17 protein-coding genes, 1 tRNA gene and 2 rRNA genes are annotated in these 16,437 nt (G+C 65.7%); 12 read left to right on the top strand and 8 right to left on the bottom strand.

Going from position 1 to position 16,437, the window contains the following annotated elements; genetic code table 11:
• Nucleotides 1-9: 9 nt before the first annotated feature.
• Both ASC37_RS05525 and ruvA read left to right on the top strand, forming a co-directional pair.
• Nucleotides 10-951 carry a prenyltransferase gene (locus ASC37_RS05525; protein WP_055423426.1) on the top strand — a complete coding sequence of 314 codons (942 nt, stop codon included), beginning with the start codon at nucleotides 10-12 and terminating at the stop codon, nucleotides 949-951.
• Entirely contained in the window at nucleotides 948-1,568 is a 621-nt protein-coding gene (ruvA, locus tag ASC37_RS05520) for a Holliday junction branch migration protein RuvA (RefSeq protein WP_055423425.1), read from the top strand. The genes ASC37_RS05525 and ruvA overlap by 4 nt, the downstream gene beginning before the upstream one ends.
• Before the next feature lie 73 nt (nucleotides 1,569-1,641).
• Here the strand turns inward: ruvA and ASC37_RS05515 are convergent, their stop codons facing one another.
• The gene (locus ASC37_RS05515; protein WP_055423424.1) at nucleotides 1,642-2,754 is read right to left on the bottom strand and encodes an HD domain-containing phosphohydrolase; all 1,113 of its coding nucleotides are present in this window, start codon (nucleotides 2,752-2,754) and stop codon (nucleotides 1,642-1,644) included.
• A 266-nt stretch (nucleotides 2,755-3,020) separates the two neighbouring features.
• Here ASC37_RS05515 and tkt point away from each other — a divergent pair, with 266 nt between their 5' ends.
• The 6 genes from tkt to ASC37_RS05485 all read left to right on the top strand — a co-directional run bounded on the left by tkt (nucleotide 3,021) and on the right by ASC37_RS05485 (nucleotide 9,128).
• Nucleotides 3,021-5,039, top strand: coding sequence for a transketolase (gene tkt, locus ASC37_RS05510; protein ID WP_055423423.1), 2,019 nt, complete (start codon nucleotides 3,021-3,023; stop codon nucleotides 5,037-5,039).
• Between the two features lie 30 nt (nucleotides 5,040-5,069).
• Nucleotides 5,070-6,089 carry a type I glyceraldehyde-3-phosphate dehydrogenase gene (gene gap / locus ASC37_RS05505; RefSeq protein WP_055423422.1) on the top strand — a complete coding sequence of 340 codons (1,020 nt, stop codon included), beginning with the start codon at nucleotides 5,070-5,072 and terminating at the stop codon, nucleotides 6,087-6,089.
• 10 nt (nucleotides 6,090-6,099) lie between these two features.
• Entirely contained in the window at nucleotides 6,100-7,284 is a 1,185-nt protein-coding gene (locus ASC37_RS05500) for a phosphoglycerate kinase (RefSeq protein WP_055423421.1), read from the top strand.
• Nucleotides 7,285-7,368: 84 nt separating this feature from the next.
• Entirely contained in the window at nucleotides 7,369-7,965 is a 597-nt protein-coding gene (locus ASC37_RS05495) for an RnfABCDGE type electron transport complex subunit B (RefSeq protein WP_055423420.1), read from the top strand.
• Nucleotides 7,966-8,053: 88 nt separating this feature from the next.
• Complete coding sequence (nth, locus tag ASC37_RS05490; RefSeq protein WP_055423419.1) at nucleotides 8,054-8,722, top strand: endonuclease III; 669 nt, start codon at nucleotides 8,054-8,056, stop codon at nucleotides 8,720-8,722.
• Nucleotides 8,703-9,128, top strand: coding sequence for a DUF1841 family protein (locus ASC37_RS05485; RefSeq protein WP_055423418.1), 426 nt, complete (start codon nucleotides 8,703-8,705; stop codon nucleotides 9,126-9,128). Before nth ends, ASC37_RS05485 begins: the two co-directional genes overlap by 20 nt.
• Nucleotides 9,129-9,190: 62 nt before the next feature.
• Here the strand turns inward: ASC37_RS05485 and ASC37_RS05480 are convergent, their stop codons facing one another.
• Complete coding sequence (locus tag ASC37_RS05480) at nucleotides 9,191-9,964, bottom strand: oxygen-binding di-iron domain-containing protein (protein ID WP_055423417.1); 774 nt, start codon at nucleotides 9,962-9,964, stop codon at nucleotides 9,191-9,193.
• 167 nt (nucleotides 9,965-10,131) lie between these two features.
• Here ASC37_RS05480 and ASC37_RS05475 point away from each other — a divergent pair, with 167 nt between their 5' ends.
• The 4 genes from ASC37_RS05475 (at nucleotide 10,132) to fliR (ending at nucleotide 12,448) form a co-directional block, all read left to right on the top strand.
• Nucleotides 10,132-10,485, top strand: a complete 354-nt coding sequence (locus ASC37_RS05475; RefSeq protein ID WP_055423416.1) for a FliO/MopB family protein — start codon at nucleotides 10,132-10,134, stop codon at nucleotides 10,483-10,485.
• Nucleotides 10,482-11,234: a flagellar type III secretion system pore protein FliP gene (fliP, locus tag ASC37_RS05470; RefSeq protein ID WP_055423415.1), complete on the top strand. Its 753-nt coding sequence runs from the start codon at nucleotides 10,482-10,484 to the stop codon at nucleotides 11,232-11,234. Before ASC37_RS05475 ends, fliP begins: the two co-directional genes overlap by 4 nt.
• 10 nt (nucleotides 11,235-11,244) lie before the next feature.
• On the top strand, nucleotides 11,245-11,511 hold the full coding sequence (gene fliQ, locus ASC37_RS05465) for a flagellar biosynthesis protein FliQ (protein ID WP_055423414.1): 267 nt from the start codon (nucleotides 11,245-11,247) through the stop codon (nucleotides 11,509-11,511).
• Nucleotides 11,512-11,659: 148 nt separating this feature from the next.
• Nucleotides 11,660-12,448 carry a flagellar biosynthetic protein FliR gene (fliR, locus tag ASC37_RS05460; protein ID WP_055423413.1) on the top strand — a complete coding sequence of 263 codons (789 nt, stop codon included), beginning with the start codon at nucleotides 11,660-11,662 and terminating at the stop codon, nucleotides 12,446-12,448.
• Between the two features lie 10 nt (nucleotides 12,449-12,458).
• On the opposite strand, the gene ASC37_RS05455 is transcribed toward fliR, so the two are convergent.
• The 6 genes from ASC37_RS05455 to ASC37_RS05430 all read right to left on the bottom strand — a co-directional run.
• Nucleotides 12,459-12,535: transfer RNA gene (locus ASC37_RS05455), tRNA-Pro, on the bottom strand.
• Between the two features lie 12 nt (nucleotides 12,536-12,547).
• Entirely contained in the window at nucleotides 12,548-13,522 is a 975-nt protein-coding gene (gene ispB / locus ASC37_RS05450) for an octaprenyl diphosphate synthase (protein ID WP_055423412.1), read from the bottom strand.
• Nucleotides 13,519-14,967: an FAD-binding oxidoreductase gene (locus tag ASC37_RS05445; RefSeq protein WP_055423411.1), complete on the bottom strand. Its 1,449-nt coding sequence runs from the start codon at nucleotides 14,965-14,967 to the stop codon at nucleotides 13,519-13,521. The genes ispB and ASC37_RS05445 overlap by 4 nt, the downstream gene beginning before the upstream one ends.
• Complete coding sequence (rssA, locus tag ASC37_RS05440; protein ID WP_055423410.1) at nucleotides 14,964-15,845, bottom strand: patatin-like phospholipase RssA; 882 nt, start codon at nucleotides 15,843-15,845, stop codon at nucleotides 14,964-14,966. The genes ASC37_RS05445 and rssA overlap by 4 nt, the downstream gene beginning before the upstream one ends.
• Before the next feature lie 99 nt (nucleotides 15,846-15,944).
• A 5S ribosomal RNA gene (gene rrf / locus ASC37_RS05435) occupies nucleotides 15,945-16,060 on the bottom strand.
• Between the two features lie 71 nt (nucleotides 16,061-16,131).
• Nucleotides 16,132-16,437, bottom strand: a 23S ribosomal RNA gene (locus tag ASC37_RS05430); the annotation flags it as partial.

Raw genomic sequence — 16,437 nt, 5'->3', positions numbered from 1 at the left:
ACCGTGCCGATGCCCGCCCGCTCGCTTCCGCTCGAACCCGACGCCCGCCTGCGCGGCCGCCCCATCGTCTGGCTGCTCGCCACGCGCCCGGCCTTCCTCGTGGTCACCCTCATCGCAGTGCTGCTCGGGCTCGCGCTCACGGCCCATGAGGGTGCGGCGCTACGGCCCTGGGCGGCGCTGGCCACCCTCGTCTTCGCCCTGGTGGCGCACGCCGGCGCCAACATCATCAACGACTACCACGACCGCGACACCGACGGGCTCAATCGCGACCGGCTCTACCCCTTCACCGGCGGCTCGCGCTTCATCCAGAACGAAGTGCTCACGGCGCGGGAAACCGCCTGGCTCGGCTATGGAGCGCTTGCCACGGTGGTACCGGCGGGGCTCGCGCTCACCCTCACCAGCGGGCCGCTGCTCGTGCCCATCGGCCTCGCGGGCCTGCTGCTCGGCTGGGCTTATTCCGCGCCCCCTTTGCGGCTCGCCGGCCGCGGCCTGGGGGAAGTCGTCATTACCGCGGCCTGGCTGCTGGTGATCGTCGGCACGCACTACGTCCAGCTCGGCCGACTCTCTCCCGTGCCTGCTTTCGTGGGCCTGCCCTACGCGCTCCTGGTCGCGGCCATTCTCTACGTCAACCAGTTTCCCGACGCCCGGGCGGACGCGGCGGCCGGCAAGCGCACGCTGGTCGTACGGCTCGGCGCGGCGCGTGCCGCACACGGCTTGCCGCTCCTGGGGCTGTGCGCCGCCGGCTGGCACCTCGGCCTGATGGCCGCCGGCGCGATCCCCTTTGCGACGGGCGCCGCCTTGCTGCCGCTGCTCGCCTTGGTTCCTGCCTCCGCCCAGCTGAAGCGGCATGCGAGCGATCCGGCACGGCTGCGTCCGGCCATCACCGGCACGCTCGCAGCCACCGTCGGCTACGGCGCAGTGCTCACCCTCACCCTGTGGATCGACGCATGATCGGACTCGTGCGCGGCATCGTCCGCGAGAAAACCCCGCCCCAGATCCTCGTCGACACCGGCGCCGTCGGCTACGAGCTGCTCGTACCCATGAGCACCTTCTACACCTTACCGGCGATCGGCCAGGAAGTGACGCTGCGCACCCATCTCTTGGTGCGTGAGGACGAGCACCAGCTCTACGGCTTTGCCACGGAAGAAGAGCGCCACGCCTTCCGCCAGCTCATCCGCATCGCAGGGATCGGCGCGCGTACGGCGCTCGCCATCCTCTCGGGCCTGAGCGTGCGCGAGCTGCGCGAAGCCGTGCTGCTGCAAGACGGCGGACGGCTCGTCAAGATTCCCGGCATCGGCAAGAAAACTGCCGAACGCCTGCTGCTCGAGCTCAAGGACAAGACCGGAGCGCTGCTTCCCACCGGCCATGGCACGGCCGTACCCGCCGGCTCCGCTCCGCACCCGGCCAATTCACCGGAAGAGGCGATACGCGCCGAGATCGTCGCCGCGCTCCTCGCGCTCGGCTATTCCGAGCGCGAGGCGCTACGCGCCGTGTCGGCGCTTCCGCCGCAAAGCGACACGGCCACCGGCATCCGGCTCGCGCTCAAGGCGTTGGCACCCGGCGGCTGAAACGTACTTCAGAGGGAACGCGCACCGGACAGGAGCGCCGAGCGCCCTGAATGGCGGCTGCGTGATGGTCTTTTCAAGATGCCCCTCTACTCGAAGGGGAAGGCATTTCGCCATAGCGACGCCAGATGTCTTCGATCTCGGGCAGAGCGGCGAGAAAGGCGTCCACGACGGCGGGATCGAATTGCGTGCCGCGGCTCTGCTTCAGGTATTCCACCGCTTCTTCATGAGACCACGGCCGCTTGTAGGGCCGCTGCGAGCGCAACGCATCGTAGACGTCGCACACGGCGGCAATGCGCCCCTCCAGGGGGATTTCCTCGCCCCGCAGCCCCGCCGGATAACCGGTACCGTCCCAGCGCTCATGGTGCGTGAGCGCGATGCGGCGGGCCATCTGCAAAATTTCGTGGTCATTATCAGGGATGATGTCGGTGCCGATTTCGGAGTGACGCCGCATGACCGACATTTCTTCTTCGGTGAGTTTGCCCGGCTTGAGCAAAATGGCATCGGGAATGCCGATCTTGCCCACGTCGTGCAAGGGGCTGGCCGCTTCGAGCTGCTCCACCCATCTCAGGTCCTTGCCGAGGCGGCGCGCCACGGCGGCGCACATCTTGGCCATGCGGTGGATATGCTCGCCCGTGTCGGCATCCCGATATTCGCCGGCACGCGCGAGGCTCACCGTCAGGTCCTTCGCCATCGAAGCGAGATCATCGGTATAGGCATCGTAATACACCGAGGCGACGAATCCCAAGTCGAGGAAGACGGCGAAATTGACCGCCCGCAGGACGCGTTTCTGCCGCTGCGGATCAGGCACATTTTCCATGACGATGGCATTGACCTCGCTCAGCACGACGGCGTAGGCACCCGAGAAGAGGCGCAGATCCACCCCTCGCTGCTGGTGGGTCTTACCCATGCGCAAGGCCGCTTCCACGTAGTCACGGTCGAACCGTCCGGCAAAGACGTACTCGAGCCAATGCCGCTTCTGATGGGCCAAGGCACGGTTCGCCGAATCCTCGTCGGCGAAGAGCTTGATCGCTTCGGGAGAATTGAGGACCCGGCGGTAGAAAGCGTGACTGACGCGGTCGATGCGCGGTGCGAGGATGGGGAAGAAATCGCGCAACGTGTCGATGATTTCCTGATCGATGTCGAGGAAATCGATCCACTGCTGCAGGGTCACGCCCATGTCTTTCATCCAAAAAGCTCCGCCGCCGCAGCCTTGGCTTCGCGACGGACGACGAGTGAATACCCGCCATTGTAACGCCGCTTCTTCGCTTTTGAGATGGAATGATCCCCATGGACCCGACGAAAACCGATGCCTTCGTCCTAACCGCAGCATTCCTCCTCCTACACCAGCAGGTCCCGCCTGCCGCCAACCATCCCGACGTTTCCCCCAATGGTTCGCGCCCGACGGGTTTTGCGCGATAATCGCGGCTCATTCCCCGCTGGACGATCGAACGGATGACACAGTCTGCCTCGCGCCTGCCGCGCACGTTCAGCCCGCTCGCGAACGCGCTTCGCGCGCTCGCCATGGATGCGGTGCAACTGGCGAAATCCGGCCATCCCGGCGCCCCCATGGGCATGGCCGAGATGGCCACGGTGCTGTGGCGCAAGCACCTCAAGCACAACCCTGCCAATCCCCAGTGGTGCGACCGCGACCGCTTCGTGCTCTCGAACGGGCACGCCTCCATGCTCCTCTACGCGCTGCTGCACCTCACCGGCTACGACCTCTCGCTCGATGATCTCAAGCGTTTCCGGCAGCTGCACAGCAAAACGCCGGGACACCCCGAATACGGCGAAACCCCCGGCGTCGAAACCACCACCGGCCCGCTCGGACAGGGGCTGGCCAACGCCGTTGGCATGGCACTCGCGGAAAAGCTCCTCGCGCACGAATTCAATCGCCCGGGGCATACCATCGTCGACCACCACACCTACGTCTTCGTGGGTGACGGCTGCCTGATGGAAGGCATCTCGCACGAAGCCTGCTCGCTTGCCGGCACCTGGAAACTGGGCAAGCTCATCGTCCTCTACGATTCCAACGGAATCTCGATCGACGGCCAGGTGCAAGGCTGGTTCACGGAGGATACCGCCGCGCGCTTCCGTGCCTACGGCTGGCACGTGATCGAACCGATCGACGGGCACGACATGAGCGCGATCGATGCAGCCATCACGCTCGCCAAGGCCGAGACCGAGCGCCCCAGCCTCATCGTTTGCCGCACCGTGATCGGTGCCGGCGCCCCCCACAAGCAAGGCACGAGCGACGTCCACGGCGCCCCCTTGGGTGAGGCCGAGATCGCCGCCGCGCGCGAGGCGATCGGCTGGCCCTACGGCCCCTTCGAGATCCCCGACGAGATCTACGCCCAATGGGATGCTCGCGCAGCCGGCCGCGAGCGCGAGGCCGCCTGGTTTGAGCGCTTCGAAGCCTATCGCCGGGTCTATCCGGAACTCGCCGACGAATTCGAGCGCCGCGTCGCCGGGCTGCTGCCCCTGCGCTGGCCGGAACTGGCCGACGAGGTGATCCGCGCCACCGTCACCCGGCGCGAACACATCGCCACGCGCAAGGCAAGCCAGAACGCCATCGCCGCCTATGCCAAGATCCTGCCGGAGCTGCTGGGCGGCTCGGCCGATCTCACCGGTTCCAACCTCACCGACTGGCCCGGCGCCCACCCCGTCACGCCTGAAGAAGGGGGAAACTACCTTCACTACGGCGTGCGCGAGTTCGGCATGGTGGCGATCGCCAACGGCATCGCGCTGCATCGCGGCCACATCCCCTTCACCGGCACCTTTCTCGTCTTCTCCGACTACGCGAGAAACGCCATTCGCATGGCCGCGCTCATGCGCCAGCGCCAGATCCTCGTGCTCACGCACGATTCCATCGGCCTGGGTGAGGACGGCCCCACGCACCAGCCCATCGAACACGCCGCCTCGCTGCGCCTCATCCCCAATCTCGACGTCTGGCGTCCGGCCGACAGCGTCGAAACGGCCGTGGCCTGGCGCCTCGCGCTCGAGCGCACCGACGGCCCCTCGGCCCTGCTGCTGTCGCGCCAGAACCTGCCCTTCATCGAACGCTCGCCGCAGCAGATCGAAGCGATCGGGCGCGGCGGCTATGTGCTGCGGGAAGCCGAGCGCGCCCCCGATCTCATCCTGATCGCCACCGGTTCGGAGATAGCGCTCGCGCTCGACGCCCAAGGGACGCTAGCCGCATCCGGCATCGCCGCCACCGTCGTCTCCCTGCCCTGCACGCGGCGCTTCGACGCCCAGCCCCCCGAATACCGCGCCGCAGTGCTGCCACCGGACGTGCCCAAGCTCGCCATCGAAGCCGGCTCGGGCGATGGCTGGTGGCGCTACGTCGGTGGCCACGGCGACGTGCTCGGCATCGACCGCTTCGGCGCCTCGGCCCCCGCGCCGCGCCTGTTCGAGTTCTTCGGTTTCACGGTCGATCACGTCGTCGCCCGGGCGAAACTGCTGCTGTCGCGCTGATCCCGTTTTTCATCCTTCAAGGAGCGATCCATGAGCAAAATCCGCATCGCGATCAACGGCTACGGCCGCATCGGCCGCTGTACCCTGCGCGCCCTCTACGAGCTGGGGCGGCGCGACGAATTCGAAGTGGTGGCGATCAACGCCTCGGGCGACCTGCCCACCAACGCGCACCTCACCAAATACGACACCACCCATGGGCGCTTCCCCTTCCCCGTGGCCACCGAGGGCGACAAGACGCTCATCGTCGACGGCGACCGCATCCCCTTCTACTCGACCAAGAACCCCCTCGAAACCCCATGGGGCGAACACGGCGTCGACGTGCTCTTGGAATGCACCGGCGCCTACACCACCAAGGAAAAGGCCCAGATCCACCTGCAGCAAGGCGCAAAGAAAGTGCTCATCTCCGCGCCCGGGGGCGACGACGTCGACGCCACCATCGTCTATGGCGTGAACCACCAGATCCTGCGCCCCGAGATGCAAGTCGTCTCGAACGCCTCTTGCACCACCAACTGCCTCGCGCCGGTGGCCAAGGTGCTCCATGAACACATCGGCATCGAACGCGGCCTGATGACCACGGCGCACGCCTACACGCTCGATCAGCAGCTCATCGACGCGCGCCACAAGGACCTGCGCCGGGCCCGCGCCGCGGCGATGAACATCATCCCCACCAAGACGGGCGCGGCCAAGGCCGTCGGCCTGGTGCTGCCGGCGCTCGCGGGCAAATTCGATGGCTTCGCGCTACGCGTGCCCACCCTCAACGTCTCACTCGTCGATCTCACCTTCACCGCGAGCCGCCCCACGAGCAAGGACGAGATCAACGAGCTGATGCGCCAGGCCGCCGCCGGTCCGCTCAAGGGCATCCTCGCGGTGAACGACGACCCGCTCGTGTCCTGCGACTTCAATCACGACAGCCACTCCTCCATTTTCGACGCGACGCAAACCCGCCTTATCGAGGGCACGCTCGTCAAGGTGCTCGCTTGGTACGACAACGAATGGGGCTATTCCTGCCGCATGCTCGACGCCGCCAAGGCGCTCGCCACCTGCGCCTGAGGAGCCTGCCATGCGCGTCAAGACCCTCAAGGACGTCGATCTGCGCGGCAAGCGCGTCTTCATCCGCGCCGACCTCAACGTACCGCAAGACGAAACCGGGCGCATCGTCGACGACACCCGCATCCGCGCCTCCATCCCGACGATCGAATACTGCCTGCAGCAAGGCGCCGCGGTCATGGTCACCTCCCACCTCGGCCGCCCCAAGGAAGGCGCCTGTACGCCGGAAGACTCGCTCGCTCCCATCGCGGAGCGGCTCTCCGAACTCCTCGGCCGTCCGGTACCGCTCATCGAGCACTGGGTCGATGGCGGCTTCACCGTCCAGCCGGGCGAAGCAGTGCTGCTCGAAAACGTGCGCTGCAACGTCGGCGAGAAGAAGAACGACGAGGAACTCGCACGCAAGTACGCCGCCCTGTGCGACGTCTATGTGAACGACGCCTTCGGCACCGCCCATCGGGCGGAAGCAAGCACGGTGGGCATCGCCCGTTTCGCTCCCGTGGCCTGCGCCGGGCTTCTCATGGCCGCCGAAATCGAGGCCCTCTCGCGCGCCCTCGAACATCCCAAGCGTCCGCTCGTGGCCATCGTTGGCGGCGCCAAGGTCTCGACCAAGCTCACCATCCTCAAGTCGCTCGCCGAGAAGGTCGACCAGCTCATCGTCGGCGGCGGCATCGCCAACACCTTTCTGCTCGCCACGGGCAAGCGCATCGGCAAGTCGCTCGCCGAACCCGAACTCGTGGTCGAAGCGCAGGCGATCATGGACATGATGGCCGCGCGCGGCTCGGAAGTCCCCCTGCCCGTGGATGTCGTCGTCGCCGACGAAGTCTCGGCGCTCGCGCGCGCCAACCGCGTCTCGGTCGACGAAGTCGGGCCGAACGACCGCATCCTCGACGTCGGTCCCAAGACCGCCGCGCGTTACTGCGACATCGTCGCGCACGCCGGCACCGTCGTGTGGAACGGACCGCTGGGCGTCTTCGAATACGACCAGTTCGCCGGCGGCACCAAGATGCTCGCCTCCGCCATCGCCCACTCCGAAGCCTATTCGCTCGCCGGCGGCGGCGACACCATCGCCGCCATCAAGAAGTTCGGCGTGGAAAAGGACATCGACTACATCTCCACTGGCGGCGGCGCTTTCCTCGAATTTCTCGAGGGCAAGAAACTGCCGGCCATCGCCGCGCTCGAAGCGCGCTACGACGGCTGATCTTCGCGTCCGCACCCGTTGGGGCTGGGAACCCCTTCCTGGCCCCAACGGTCGACGCCGCGTTGGCCCTGCGACGCAAACACGATGCCCACCCCCAACGAGATCGACGCCCTGCTGCCGCAGACCCAATGCCGCCGCTGCGGCTACCCGGCTTGCCGCCCCTACGCCGAGGCGCTCGCCGCCGGCGAAACCACGCCCAATCGCTGTCCTCCGGGCGGGGACGAGCTCATCGCCCGCTTGTCGAGCCTGCTCGGCGTGCCCGCCACGCCGCTCGACCCCGAAGTCGGCCCGCCGCAAGCCCCTCAGATCGCCCGCATCGTCGAAGCGGAGTGCATCGGCTGTACGCTGTGCCTGCAAGCCTGCCCGGTGGATGCCATCCTCGGCGCGCCCAAGCGCATGCACACGGTGATCGAAGACGAATGCACCGGCTGTGGCCTGTGCCTGCCCCCCTGCCCGGTCGACTGCATCGTCCTGCTGCCCGCGCCCGCCTTCCCCGAGGCGAGCGCCTCGCGCGCGCGCTTCCTGCGCCGCCAGGCACGGCTCGCGCGCGGCGAAGACCCCCGCAAGCGCCTCCGCCCGGCCCCGATCGCAGCCTCCGCCGACCAGCTCAAACGTGCGCTCGTGGCGGCTGCTCTCGAACGTGCCCGGACCGCGAGAAAAAACGGAGGGCCAAGTGCCTGAAAGATCGGATGAGGCGGCACTTCCGCTGCGCCGCCAGCGCAAGCGACGCGGGGCAGGAGAAGCGGCAGCCGCCGACCCCGCCCCGCCGATGACGCCGCAGGAAATCGAAGCCTTCTTCGAACGGCTCGCCGCGCTCGATCCTCACCCCACGACCGAACTCGAATACGCCACCCCTTTTCAGCTGCTCGCCGCGGTCGTCCTCTCGGCCCAGGCCACCGACAAGAGCGTCAATGAAGCCACTCGCACCCTCTTCGCCGTCGCGCCGGATGCACGCGCCATGGTCGCGCTGGGTGAAGAAGGCATCGCCCGGCACATCCGCCGCATCGGCCTCTACCGCAGCAAGGCGAAACACCTCCATGAGCTCTCCCGCCGGCTGCTGGAAACCACCGGCGGCGAGATCCCGGACGACCGGGCCTTCCTCGAATCCCTGCCCGGCGTGGGGCGCAAGACCGCCAACGTGGTGCTCAACACCCTCTTCGGGCACCCCGTGATCGCCGTCGACACGCACATCTTTCGCGTCGCCAACCGCACCGGGCTTGCCCCGGGCAAAACCGTCCGGGCCGTGGAAGAAGCGCTCACCGCGCGCGTGCCGCCGCGCTTTCGGCGGCATGCGCACCACTGGCTCATCCTGCTCGGCCGCTACACATGCACCGCCCGTGCGCCGCGCTGCGACGTTTGCCCGGTCCAAGATCTCTGCCATTGGCCGCACAAGGCCCGTCATCGCCAGGAGGACGCCGATGTTCACCCCCAGCCGTGAAGACGTGCGGCGCTTCTTCGCCCAAGCCTATCGCAAATGGCGCGACCAGCTGCCGCTCGAACCGATCGAAGCGATGGCCGCCGACGTGATCGCTCTGCACCCGGAGTATTTCCCTCTGCTGGAAGACGAGGCGGCGCTCGTGCGCGACTACACCCCCGAAGACGGCGGCCTCAACCCCTTCCTGCACCTGTCGCTGCACCTGGCGATCGCCGAACAGCTCTCCATCGACCAACCCCCCGGCATCCGCGCTGCCTGGCAGGAGCGGCTCGCTGCGCGCGGCGACCTCCACGAGGCGCTGCACGACGTGCTTGAAGCCCTGGGCGAGACCCTGCACGAAGCCCAGCGCGACCGCCTTCCGCCCGACAACGCCCGCTACCTCGAACGCATCCGCCGCACCAAACGCTGAAAAAAACGAAGGCCGACGGAATGGCGTTTCCGTCGGCCCTCGTACGCCCGCCTTTGGCGTTTTCAGAGCGGGATGCGATAAGCGTCCTGGGTCATGAGGTCGATGCCGCAGGGCAAAGTCTCGATCCAGTCGATGAAACGGCGCACCATCTCCTTGCCGACGAAACGCTGCCCGTGCTGCGGCACCAGCATCTCGATGTCGAGCTGGCGCGCCATGTTGGCCCAATAGCGCAGGATTTTGTTGGAGATCATGTACCGCTGGTGGAACGCCTGCATCTTGGGAATGTGGCGGTCGAAATCCTCTACGGGCTTGGCCGCCTGCTCGTGGTCGACCAGTGACACGCCCAGGTCGCCCGAAAAGAGGATCTTGGCGATGGGATCGTAGAACTGGAAGTTGCCTTCCGAGTGCATGAAATGCGCCGGCACGGCCACGATCTCGCTCTTGCCCAGTGGAATGCGCATGCCTGGATCGGGAATGCCGATGATGCGCGAAGAATAATCCTTGCCGGTGGTGAAGTGCGGCACGAAACGCGTCCACAGCTTGGAGATGAACACCTTGGCGTGCGTGGTCACCATCCACTTGTTCACCGAAGCGATGATGTCCGGGTCGGCGTGCGACGCGAAGATGTAATCGACGTTCTGTGGCCGGCAGTAACGGCTCATGCCCATGAGCAAACCGGTATGGGTCATGTTCCCGCCCGGGTCGATGAGGGCCGCATGGCCATTGTCGATGATGAGGAACTGGTTGCACTGTACGGCGTGCTCCCCCTGCTCGTCGACCAGATCGTAGAACGCCAAGCAGATATGATTCCCGTCGTTGTAGAGTTCGACCGCCATGATCCCATCCCTAGGAACGGATATACGAAGATTCTACCAAGAAGCACGTCGGTTGGCGCAAAAGAAGACGGTTTTTCGGCAAAATCACGAACACACCGGCTTTTGCCCTTTTTTTCGCACCATCGCTCCTACCCACTTCTGCCATCCTATCGTCAGGAGCCCTGAAAATGACCACAGACTGGATCCACCCCATCACCCAGCTCGCCCTCGGCCTCGGCATCACCGCCATCGCCCTCTGGGCAGCCTTTGCCACTTTGCGCCGCTTGCAGCGTCGTCAAGGCGGGCGCGTGGGGCTCTCCATCCTCGGCGCGATCGCCGTGGGCACGCGAGAGCGTGTGGTACTGCTCGAAGCCGAAGGGGTTCGGCTGCTCCTCGGCGTCACGCCCAACACCATCACGCTCTTACAGCGCCTGCCCGATCACCCCTCTTCCTTCGCCGATCGGCTCGCTGCGGCGATCGATGAAGGAAACACCGACCCACCCTCTCCCCCTCCTGCCGCGAAGCAAGGAGCAAACCAATGAGATCGCGGCACAGGCTCATCGCCTTGCTCGGTTTTGCCGCCCTCCTGATACCCTCGTTCGTCTGGGCTCAGGGGTTGCCGCTCGCCACCGCCACGCCGGCCGGCGGCGGCGCCACGAACTATTCCCTCACGGTGCAGACGCTGCTGCTGCTCACGGCGCTCACCTTCATTCCCGCCGCCATCCTGATGATGACGAGCTTCACCCGCATCATCATCGTACTCTCCTTGCTGCGCATGGCGCTCGGCACCCAGACCTCGCCCCCCAACCAGGTGCTGATCGGACTCGCGCTCTTTCTCACTTTTTTCATCATGGCGCCGGTGGCCGAGCGAGTCTATACCGAAGCCTGGCAGCCATTGCAGGAGAACAAGATCGATTTCGCCCAGGCGATGGAACGCGCCGCGGTTCCGACCAAAAAATTCATGCTCGCGCAGATACGCGACAACGATCTCACCCTGTTTGCCGATCTGGCCAAGACGCCTCCGGTCGAGCAGGCCGAGGAGCTGCCGTTGCGCGTCGTCGTCCCTGCCTTCGTCACCTCCGAGCTCAAGACGGCTTTCCAGATCGGATTCGTCGTCTTCCTGCCGTTCCTGATCATCGACATGGTGGTCGCCTCGGTACTGATGTCGATGGGGATGATGATGATGTCGCCCGTCATCGTCGCGCTGCCATTCAAACTGCTCGTTTTCGTCCTCGTCGACGGCTGGACCCTGCTCATCGGTTCGCTCGTCAAGAGCTTCGCACTCCCCTGAAGGAAAAACCATGGTTCCCACCCTGATGGATTTCGCCCGCGACGCCGTCGTCACCACCCTATTGCTGTGTGCCCCGCCCTTCATCGCCGCGCTGGTGACGGGGCTCTTGGTGAGCGTCTTCCAGGCCGCGACCCAAATCAACGAGATGACGCTCACCTTCGTACCCAAACTGGTGGCCGTGTTCGTCACCCTCATCGTGATGGGACCCTGGATGGGACAGACGATCACCGACTACCTCACGCGGCTGCTCACGGCGCTGCCCACCCTCATCGGCTGAGAGCCCGTGAAGAAATCATCGCGAGCGGCTCGAATGCGAGGCGCACGGAGCGCAGCGGCGAGACATATCAGGCAGATAGGCGAGGAGCGAGCACCGCGCAACGAAGCAATCGGGCCGCGCAGCAGATTCATTCAGGGGCTCTGAGGCGATGTGGACGGTCACGGAAGCCCAATGGTCGGCGTGGATCAGCGCCTATTTCTTCCCGGCGGTGCGCATCCTCGCCCTGCTCGCCGTCGCCCCGGTGTTTTCCAACCGGGCGCTCCCCACCCGCATCCGCCTGGTGCTGGGGCTGGCGATCACGGTGGCCGTCGCGCCGGTGCTGCCGCCCGCTCCTCCGATCCCGCTCGACTCCTGGCTGATCTACCCCGTCGTGGCGGCGGAATTCGGCCTCGGCGTCGCCTTCGGCTTCATCCTGCGTTTCGTCTTCGCCGCCATCGACCTCGCCGCGGCCCTGATCGGTTTTCAGATGGGATTGTCGTTCGCGGTGTTCTACAGCCCCACGGCAGGGACGCAGACCCCCGTCTTCAACGAATTTTTCGGAGTGGTGGCGACCCTCCTTTTTCTCGCCCTCGACGGGCATCTCATGCTGGTGCACGCCGTGGTGACCAGTTTCGCGTGGATCCCGGTGGGTGGCGCCGTCGCCTGGCAAGAAGGAATGGGTGTGCTGCTGCGCTATCCGGTAACGCTCTTTGCGCTCGCTTTCCTGCTGTCGCTGCCGATCACCGCTGCGGTGCTGCTCACCAACATCGCGCTCGCCGTACTCACGCGCGCCGCCCCCCAGCTCAATCTCTTTGCGATCGGCTTTCCGATAACGATTACCGTGGGATTCCTGGCGCTCCTCATGAGCCTCAGCCCGGTGGGGGCGCTACTGCAACAGGCCTTCGCCGACGGGCTAGACGCCGTCGGGCAGGTGATTCAAGGCTTTAGCGGGAGATGAGAGAAGAGGGTGGTCGGGGAAAGAGGATTCGAACCTCCGGCCCCTGCGTCCCGAACGCAGTGCTCTACCAGGCTGAGCTATTCCCCGACGTTTCGCGATTCATGCAGAACGATTCACCGCGAAGTCTGATAATTGTAGCAATGATTCCTGGAATTGGGAAGGGGACAAACACGCGAGTCGCGTCTTTGCCGTCGCGGCGTAGCGCTCGGCGACGCGACGCGAGGCTTCCAGCGCCCCCGTTTCGGCAATCGCCTCGAGCACAGCGGCAAGATGCTCTCTCCCTCCTTGCTCGATCACCTGCCGGATGAGGCCCGCCTGAGCCGGCGTGCCATGATGCAGCACGTGCAGCAGCGGCAGGGTCGGCTTCCCCTCGGCAAGGTCGTCGCCCACGTTCTTGCCCGACACCGCCGGATCGGCTGCATAGTCGAGCACGTCGTCGACGATCTGGAAGGCACAGCCCAGTTCCCGGCCGAAGGCCGCCATCGCCTCTTCCACCTCGGGCGCAGCCCCGGCAAGGATGGCCCCCAGACGGCCCGCCGCCTCGAAAAGTTTCGCGGTCTTGTATTCGATCACGCGAAAATAGTCTTCGAGCGTGGTGTCGGGGTTGCCCTGGTTCATCAGCTGCAGCACTTCCCCCTCGGCGATGACGTTGGTCGCCTCGGCGAGCACCGCCATCACCCGCATGCTACCCACCGAGACCATCATCTGGAACGAGCGGGAATAGAGAAAGTCGCCCACCAGCACCGCCGCCGCGTTGCCGAAGACGGCGTTGGCCGTCTCACGCCCGCGGCGAAGATCGGACTCATCCACGACGTCGTCGTGCAGCAGGGTGGCCGTATGGATGAATTCCACCACCGCGGCAAGGGTGGCGTGGTGCGATCCTTCGTAGCCCAAGGCACGGGCCACGGCCAAGAGCAGCGCCGGACGCAAGCGTTTGCCGCCGGCGGCGATGATGTAATCGGCGATTTGGCGCACCAACGCCACGTCCGAATGCAGCTCACGCCGGATCACCTCGTCGGTGCGCGCCATGTCCGGCTGCAGCGGCGCAAGGATCTCCTTGATCGTCGGCGTCATGTTTCCTCTCTGGCTGGGCGGTCGCCGCCACGCACGACCTTGCCCGGATTGAACAGATTCTCGGGATCGAGCGCCGCCTTGAGTCGGCGCAGCAAAGAGAGCTCGGCCTCGGACTTGTAGCGCGGCAGCAAATCGGCCTTGAGTCGCCCTATGCCGTGCTCGGCCGAGATCGAACCGCCGAATTCGGCCACCGTATCATGTACCAGCTCCGAGAGCCGAGACTCGATGAGCGGCCATTGGGCGGGTTCGATTCCCGTGGGAAACACATTGTAGTGCAGATTGCCGTCACCGAGATGACCGAAACAGACGACCGTCACACTGGGCCAATGCCGGCGCAGGCGCGCCTCACACTCGGCGATGAACTCCGGCAGCGCCCGGATCGGCAGAGAGACGTCGTGCTTGAAGCTCAACCCTTCGTAACGCTGCGCTTCGGAGGCATTCTCACGCAACGCCCACAACGCCTGGCGCTGCGCTTCATTGGCCGCGAGTACCGCCTCCAGCACCCAGCCGCGTTCGATGGCTGCGGCAAGCGCCCGCTCCACCCGCTCCGGCAATTGCGCTCCTCTGCCTGCCTCGGCGAATTCGATGAGCACCGACCACGCCGGCGGCTCGCCCGGCAGCGGCGCTCTTGCCTGCGGAATGTGTTTCAGCACCAGCGCGAGCACCGATCGCCCCATCAGCTCGAACGCCTCGAGCCCCTCGCCCACCGTCTCGCGCAACCAGGAAAAAAGCTCCACCGCCGCCGCCGGATCCGGCACCGCCATCCAGACGGTCACGACCTCCGAAGGCAACGGGAAGAGTTTGAAGGTCGCCGCGGTGATGACCCCCAAGGTTCCCTCCGAGCCCACGAAGAGCGGCTTCCAGGCGTAACCGGTGTTGTCCTTGCACAAGCCCTTGAGCGAGGAGAGCACACTACCGTCGGCAAGCACCACCTCAAGGCCCAGCACCAGATCTCGCGTCGTGCCGTAGCGCAGCACGTGCACCCCGCCGGCGTTCGTTGCACACACTCCACCCACCGTGGCACTCCCCTCGGAGGCGAGCGACAAGGGGAAGAGCCGTCCGGCCGAACGCGCCGCCTCCTGCACCTCCTGCACCGTCACCCCCGCTTCGGCCGTCACCGTGAAATCCTGTGGCTCCAGGCCACGGATGCGACGCATGCGCCCCAAATGGAGCACGATCGCCGGAGCCTGTTCTTCGAGTGGCGTCGCCCCGCCCACGAGCCCCGTGTTCCCCCCTTGCGGGACCACGTGCACCCCATGCGAGCGGCAACAGCGCACCACCGCCGCCACCTCCTCGGTCGAAGCCGGCTGTACCACCGCCAAGGCCCTACCGCGATAGCGTCCGCGCCAGTCGGCAAGAAAAGGGGCGATTTCGCGCTCGTCGCAACGCACATGCGCCTTGCCCACGCACGCCGCGAGTGCCTCCAGAAACGCGGCACCATTCATCGAAAGGACTCCAACAGTTCGGTGATCTGCCATTGCACCCGCTGCACCGCCGCTTCCCCCTCTTCGATCGCCTCGGCGCCGCGATGAAAATCGAGGATCGACAGATCCGCCACCCGCGGCGAAATCAACACCTCAGGGGGGTCGCCCGCCAGACGCGACTGGGCGATGCGCATCTGCATGATGTTGACCGAAGTGGTCAGTACTGCAGCGATGGGAGGAAGGGAATCGGCCTGATCCGCATCACCCGAGGAAGTGACTCCCACCATGGCGAACAAACGGTTCTTCCATCGTTCCACTCCACCATTTCCGTTGGGCAACCGAAAATGCCGCCCCATGCGGCCGGAGCCCAACTCGACCGCGATGACGATTTCCGCACCCAGAGCCCGGCACAGGCTCACGGGAACGGGATTGACCAGGCCGCCATCGACCAACCAGCGCCCATGCAGCTTGGTTGGCGTGAACATCCCGGGCAAACCGATGGAAGCGCGCACCGCCGGACGAAGCTCTCCTTCCCGCAGCCAGATTTCGCGGCCCGTCGTCAGCTCCGTCGCCACGCAGGCAAAAGGGATCGACAGATCTTCGAATCGAGTAGCGAAGAAATGCTCGGCGCAATAGTCGATCACCCGGTCGCCCTGCAGCGCCCCACCGCGCAGAGAGACATCCATCAGCGAAAGAACGTCGACCCAGGTGAGCGACTCGACCCATTTCTGCATGGCATCGAGTCGGCCCGAGGCATAAGCGGCGGCGACGATGGCACCGATGGAGGTGCCCGCGATCACGTCGATTGACACGCCCATGCGCTGCAAGGCGCGGATCACGCCGAAGTGCGACCAGCCGCGCGCCGCCCCTGAGCCGAGTGCCAGGCCGATTCGAGGCATAGGAGCATCCTCTGTACGAGAGAAATTTCAGTTTAGCGCACTCGTAGACGCAAAAACCCCCGCCGTAGGCTGAAGGCGGGGGTTTTTGTTGAGGGGTTCGTCTGACGCTGACCGACTTTCCCGGAGGCAGGAGCTCCAGTATCATGGGCGCGGCGCCGTTTCACGGTCCTGTTCGGGATGGGAAGGCGTGGGGCCGGCGCGCTATGGGCGTCAGACGATAACGGGGTAACAAGCGGGGCAAGGGGTGGGTGGTGTGTGTGTGGGGGGGGGTGCATGGCACGGCTATAGGATCAAGCCGCACGGGCAATTAGTAGCGCTCAGCTCAAGCGGTTACCCGCCTTACACCTGCGCCCTATCGACGTGGTGGTCTTCCACGGCCCTTCAGGGGGGTCGAGCCCCCGGGGAAGTCTCATCTTGGGGGGGATTTCCCGCTTAGATGCTTTCAGCGGTTATTCCTTCCGCACATAGCTACCCGGCGGTGCCACTGGCGTGACAACCGGTACACCAGAGGTGCGTCCACTCCGGTCCTCTCGTACTAGGAGCAGATCCCCTCAAACTTCCAGCGCCCACGGCAGATAGGGACCAAACTGTC

The organism is Tepidiphilus thermophilus, from assembly GCF_001418245.1.
GTDB lineage: Bacteria > Pseudomonadota > Gammaproteobacteria > Burkholderiales > Rhodocyclaceae > Tepidiphilus > Tepidiphilus succinatimandens.
This window is presented reverse-complemented; position numbering and strand designations above follow the sequence as displayed.

Coding starts and splice junctions, on each gene's coding strand:
- tkt (WP_055423423.1), top strand. CDS start 3,021: ATGACACAGTCTGCCTCGCGCCTGCCGCGCACGTTCAGCCCGCTCGCG.
- ispB (WP_055423412.1), bottom strand. CDS start 13,522: ATGACGCCGACGATCAAGGAGATCCTTGCGCCGCTGCAGCCGGACATG.
- fliQ (WP_055423414.1), top strand. CDS start 11,245: ATGGTTCCCACCCTGATGGATTTCGCCCGCGACGCCGTCGTCACCACC.
- ASC37_RS05515 (WP_055423424.1), bottom strand. CDS start 2,754: ATGAAAGACATGGGCGTGACCCTGCAGCAGTGGATCGATTTCCTCGAC.
- ASC37_RS05525 (WP_055423426.1), top strand. CDS start 10: ATGCCCGCCCGCTCGCTTCCGCTCGAACCCGACGCCCGCCTGCGCGGC.
- rssA (WP_055423410.1), bottom strand. CDS start 15,845: ATGCCTCGAATCGGCCTGGCACTCGGCTCAGGGGCGGCGCGCGGCTGG.
- fliR (WP_055423413.1), top strand. CDS start 11,660: ATGTGGACGGTCACGGAAGCCCAATGGTCGGCGTGGATCAGCGCCTAT.
- ASC37_RS05485 (WP_055423418.1), top strand. CDS start 8,703: ATGTTCACCCCCAGCCGTGAAGACGTGCGGCGCTTCTTCGCCCAAGCC.
- ruvA (WP_055423425.1), top strand. CDS start 948: ATGATCGGACTCGTGCGCGGCATCGTCCGCGAGAAAACCCCGCCCCAG.
- ASC37_RS05445 (WP_055423411.1), bottom strand. CDS start 14,967: ATGAATGGTGCCGCGTTTCTGGAGGCACTCGCGGCGTGCGTGGGCAAG.
- ASC37_RS05480 (WP_055423417.1), bottom strand. CDS start 9,964: ATGGCGGTCGAACTCTACAACGACGGGAATCATATCTGCTTGGCGTTC.
- gap (WP_055423422.1), top strand. CDS start 5,070: ATGAGCAAAATCCGCATCGCGATCAACGGCTACGGCCGCATCGGCCGC.
- nth (WP_055423419.1), top strand. CDS start 8,054: ATGACGCCGCAGGAAATCGAAGCCTTCTTCGAACGGCTCGCCGCGCTC.
- fliP (WP_055423415.1), top strand. CDS start 10,482: ATGAGATCGCGGCACAGGCTCATCGCCTTGCTCGGTTTTGCCGCCCTC.
- ASC37_RS05500 (WP_055423421.1), top strand. CDS start 6,100: ATGCGCGTCAAGACCCTCAAGGACGTCGATCTGCGCGGCAAGCGCGTC.
- ASC37_RS05495 (WP_055423420.1), top strand. CDS start 7,369: ATGCCCACCCCCAACGAGATCGACGCCCTGCTGCCGCAGACCCAATGC.
- ASC37_RS05475 (WP_055423416.1), top strand. CDS start 10,132: ATGACCACAGACTGGATCCACCCCATCACCCAGCTCGCCCTCGGCCTC.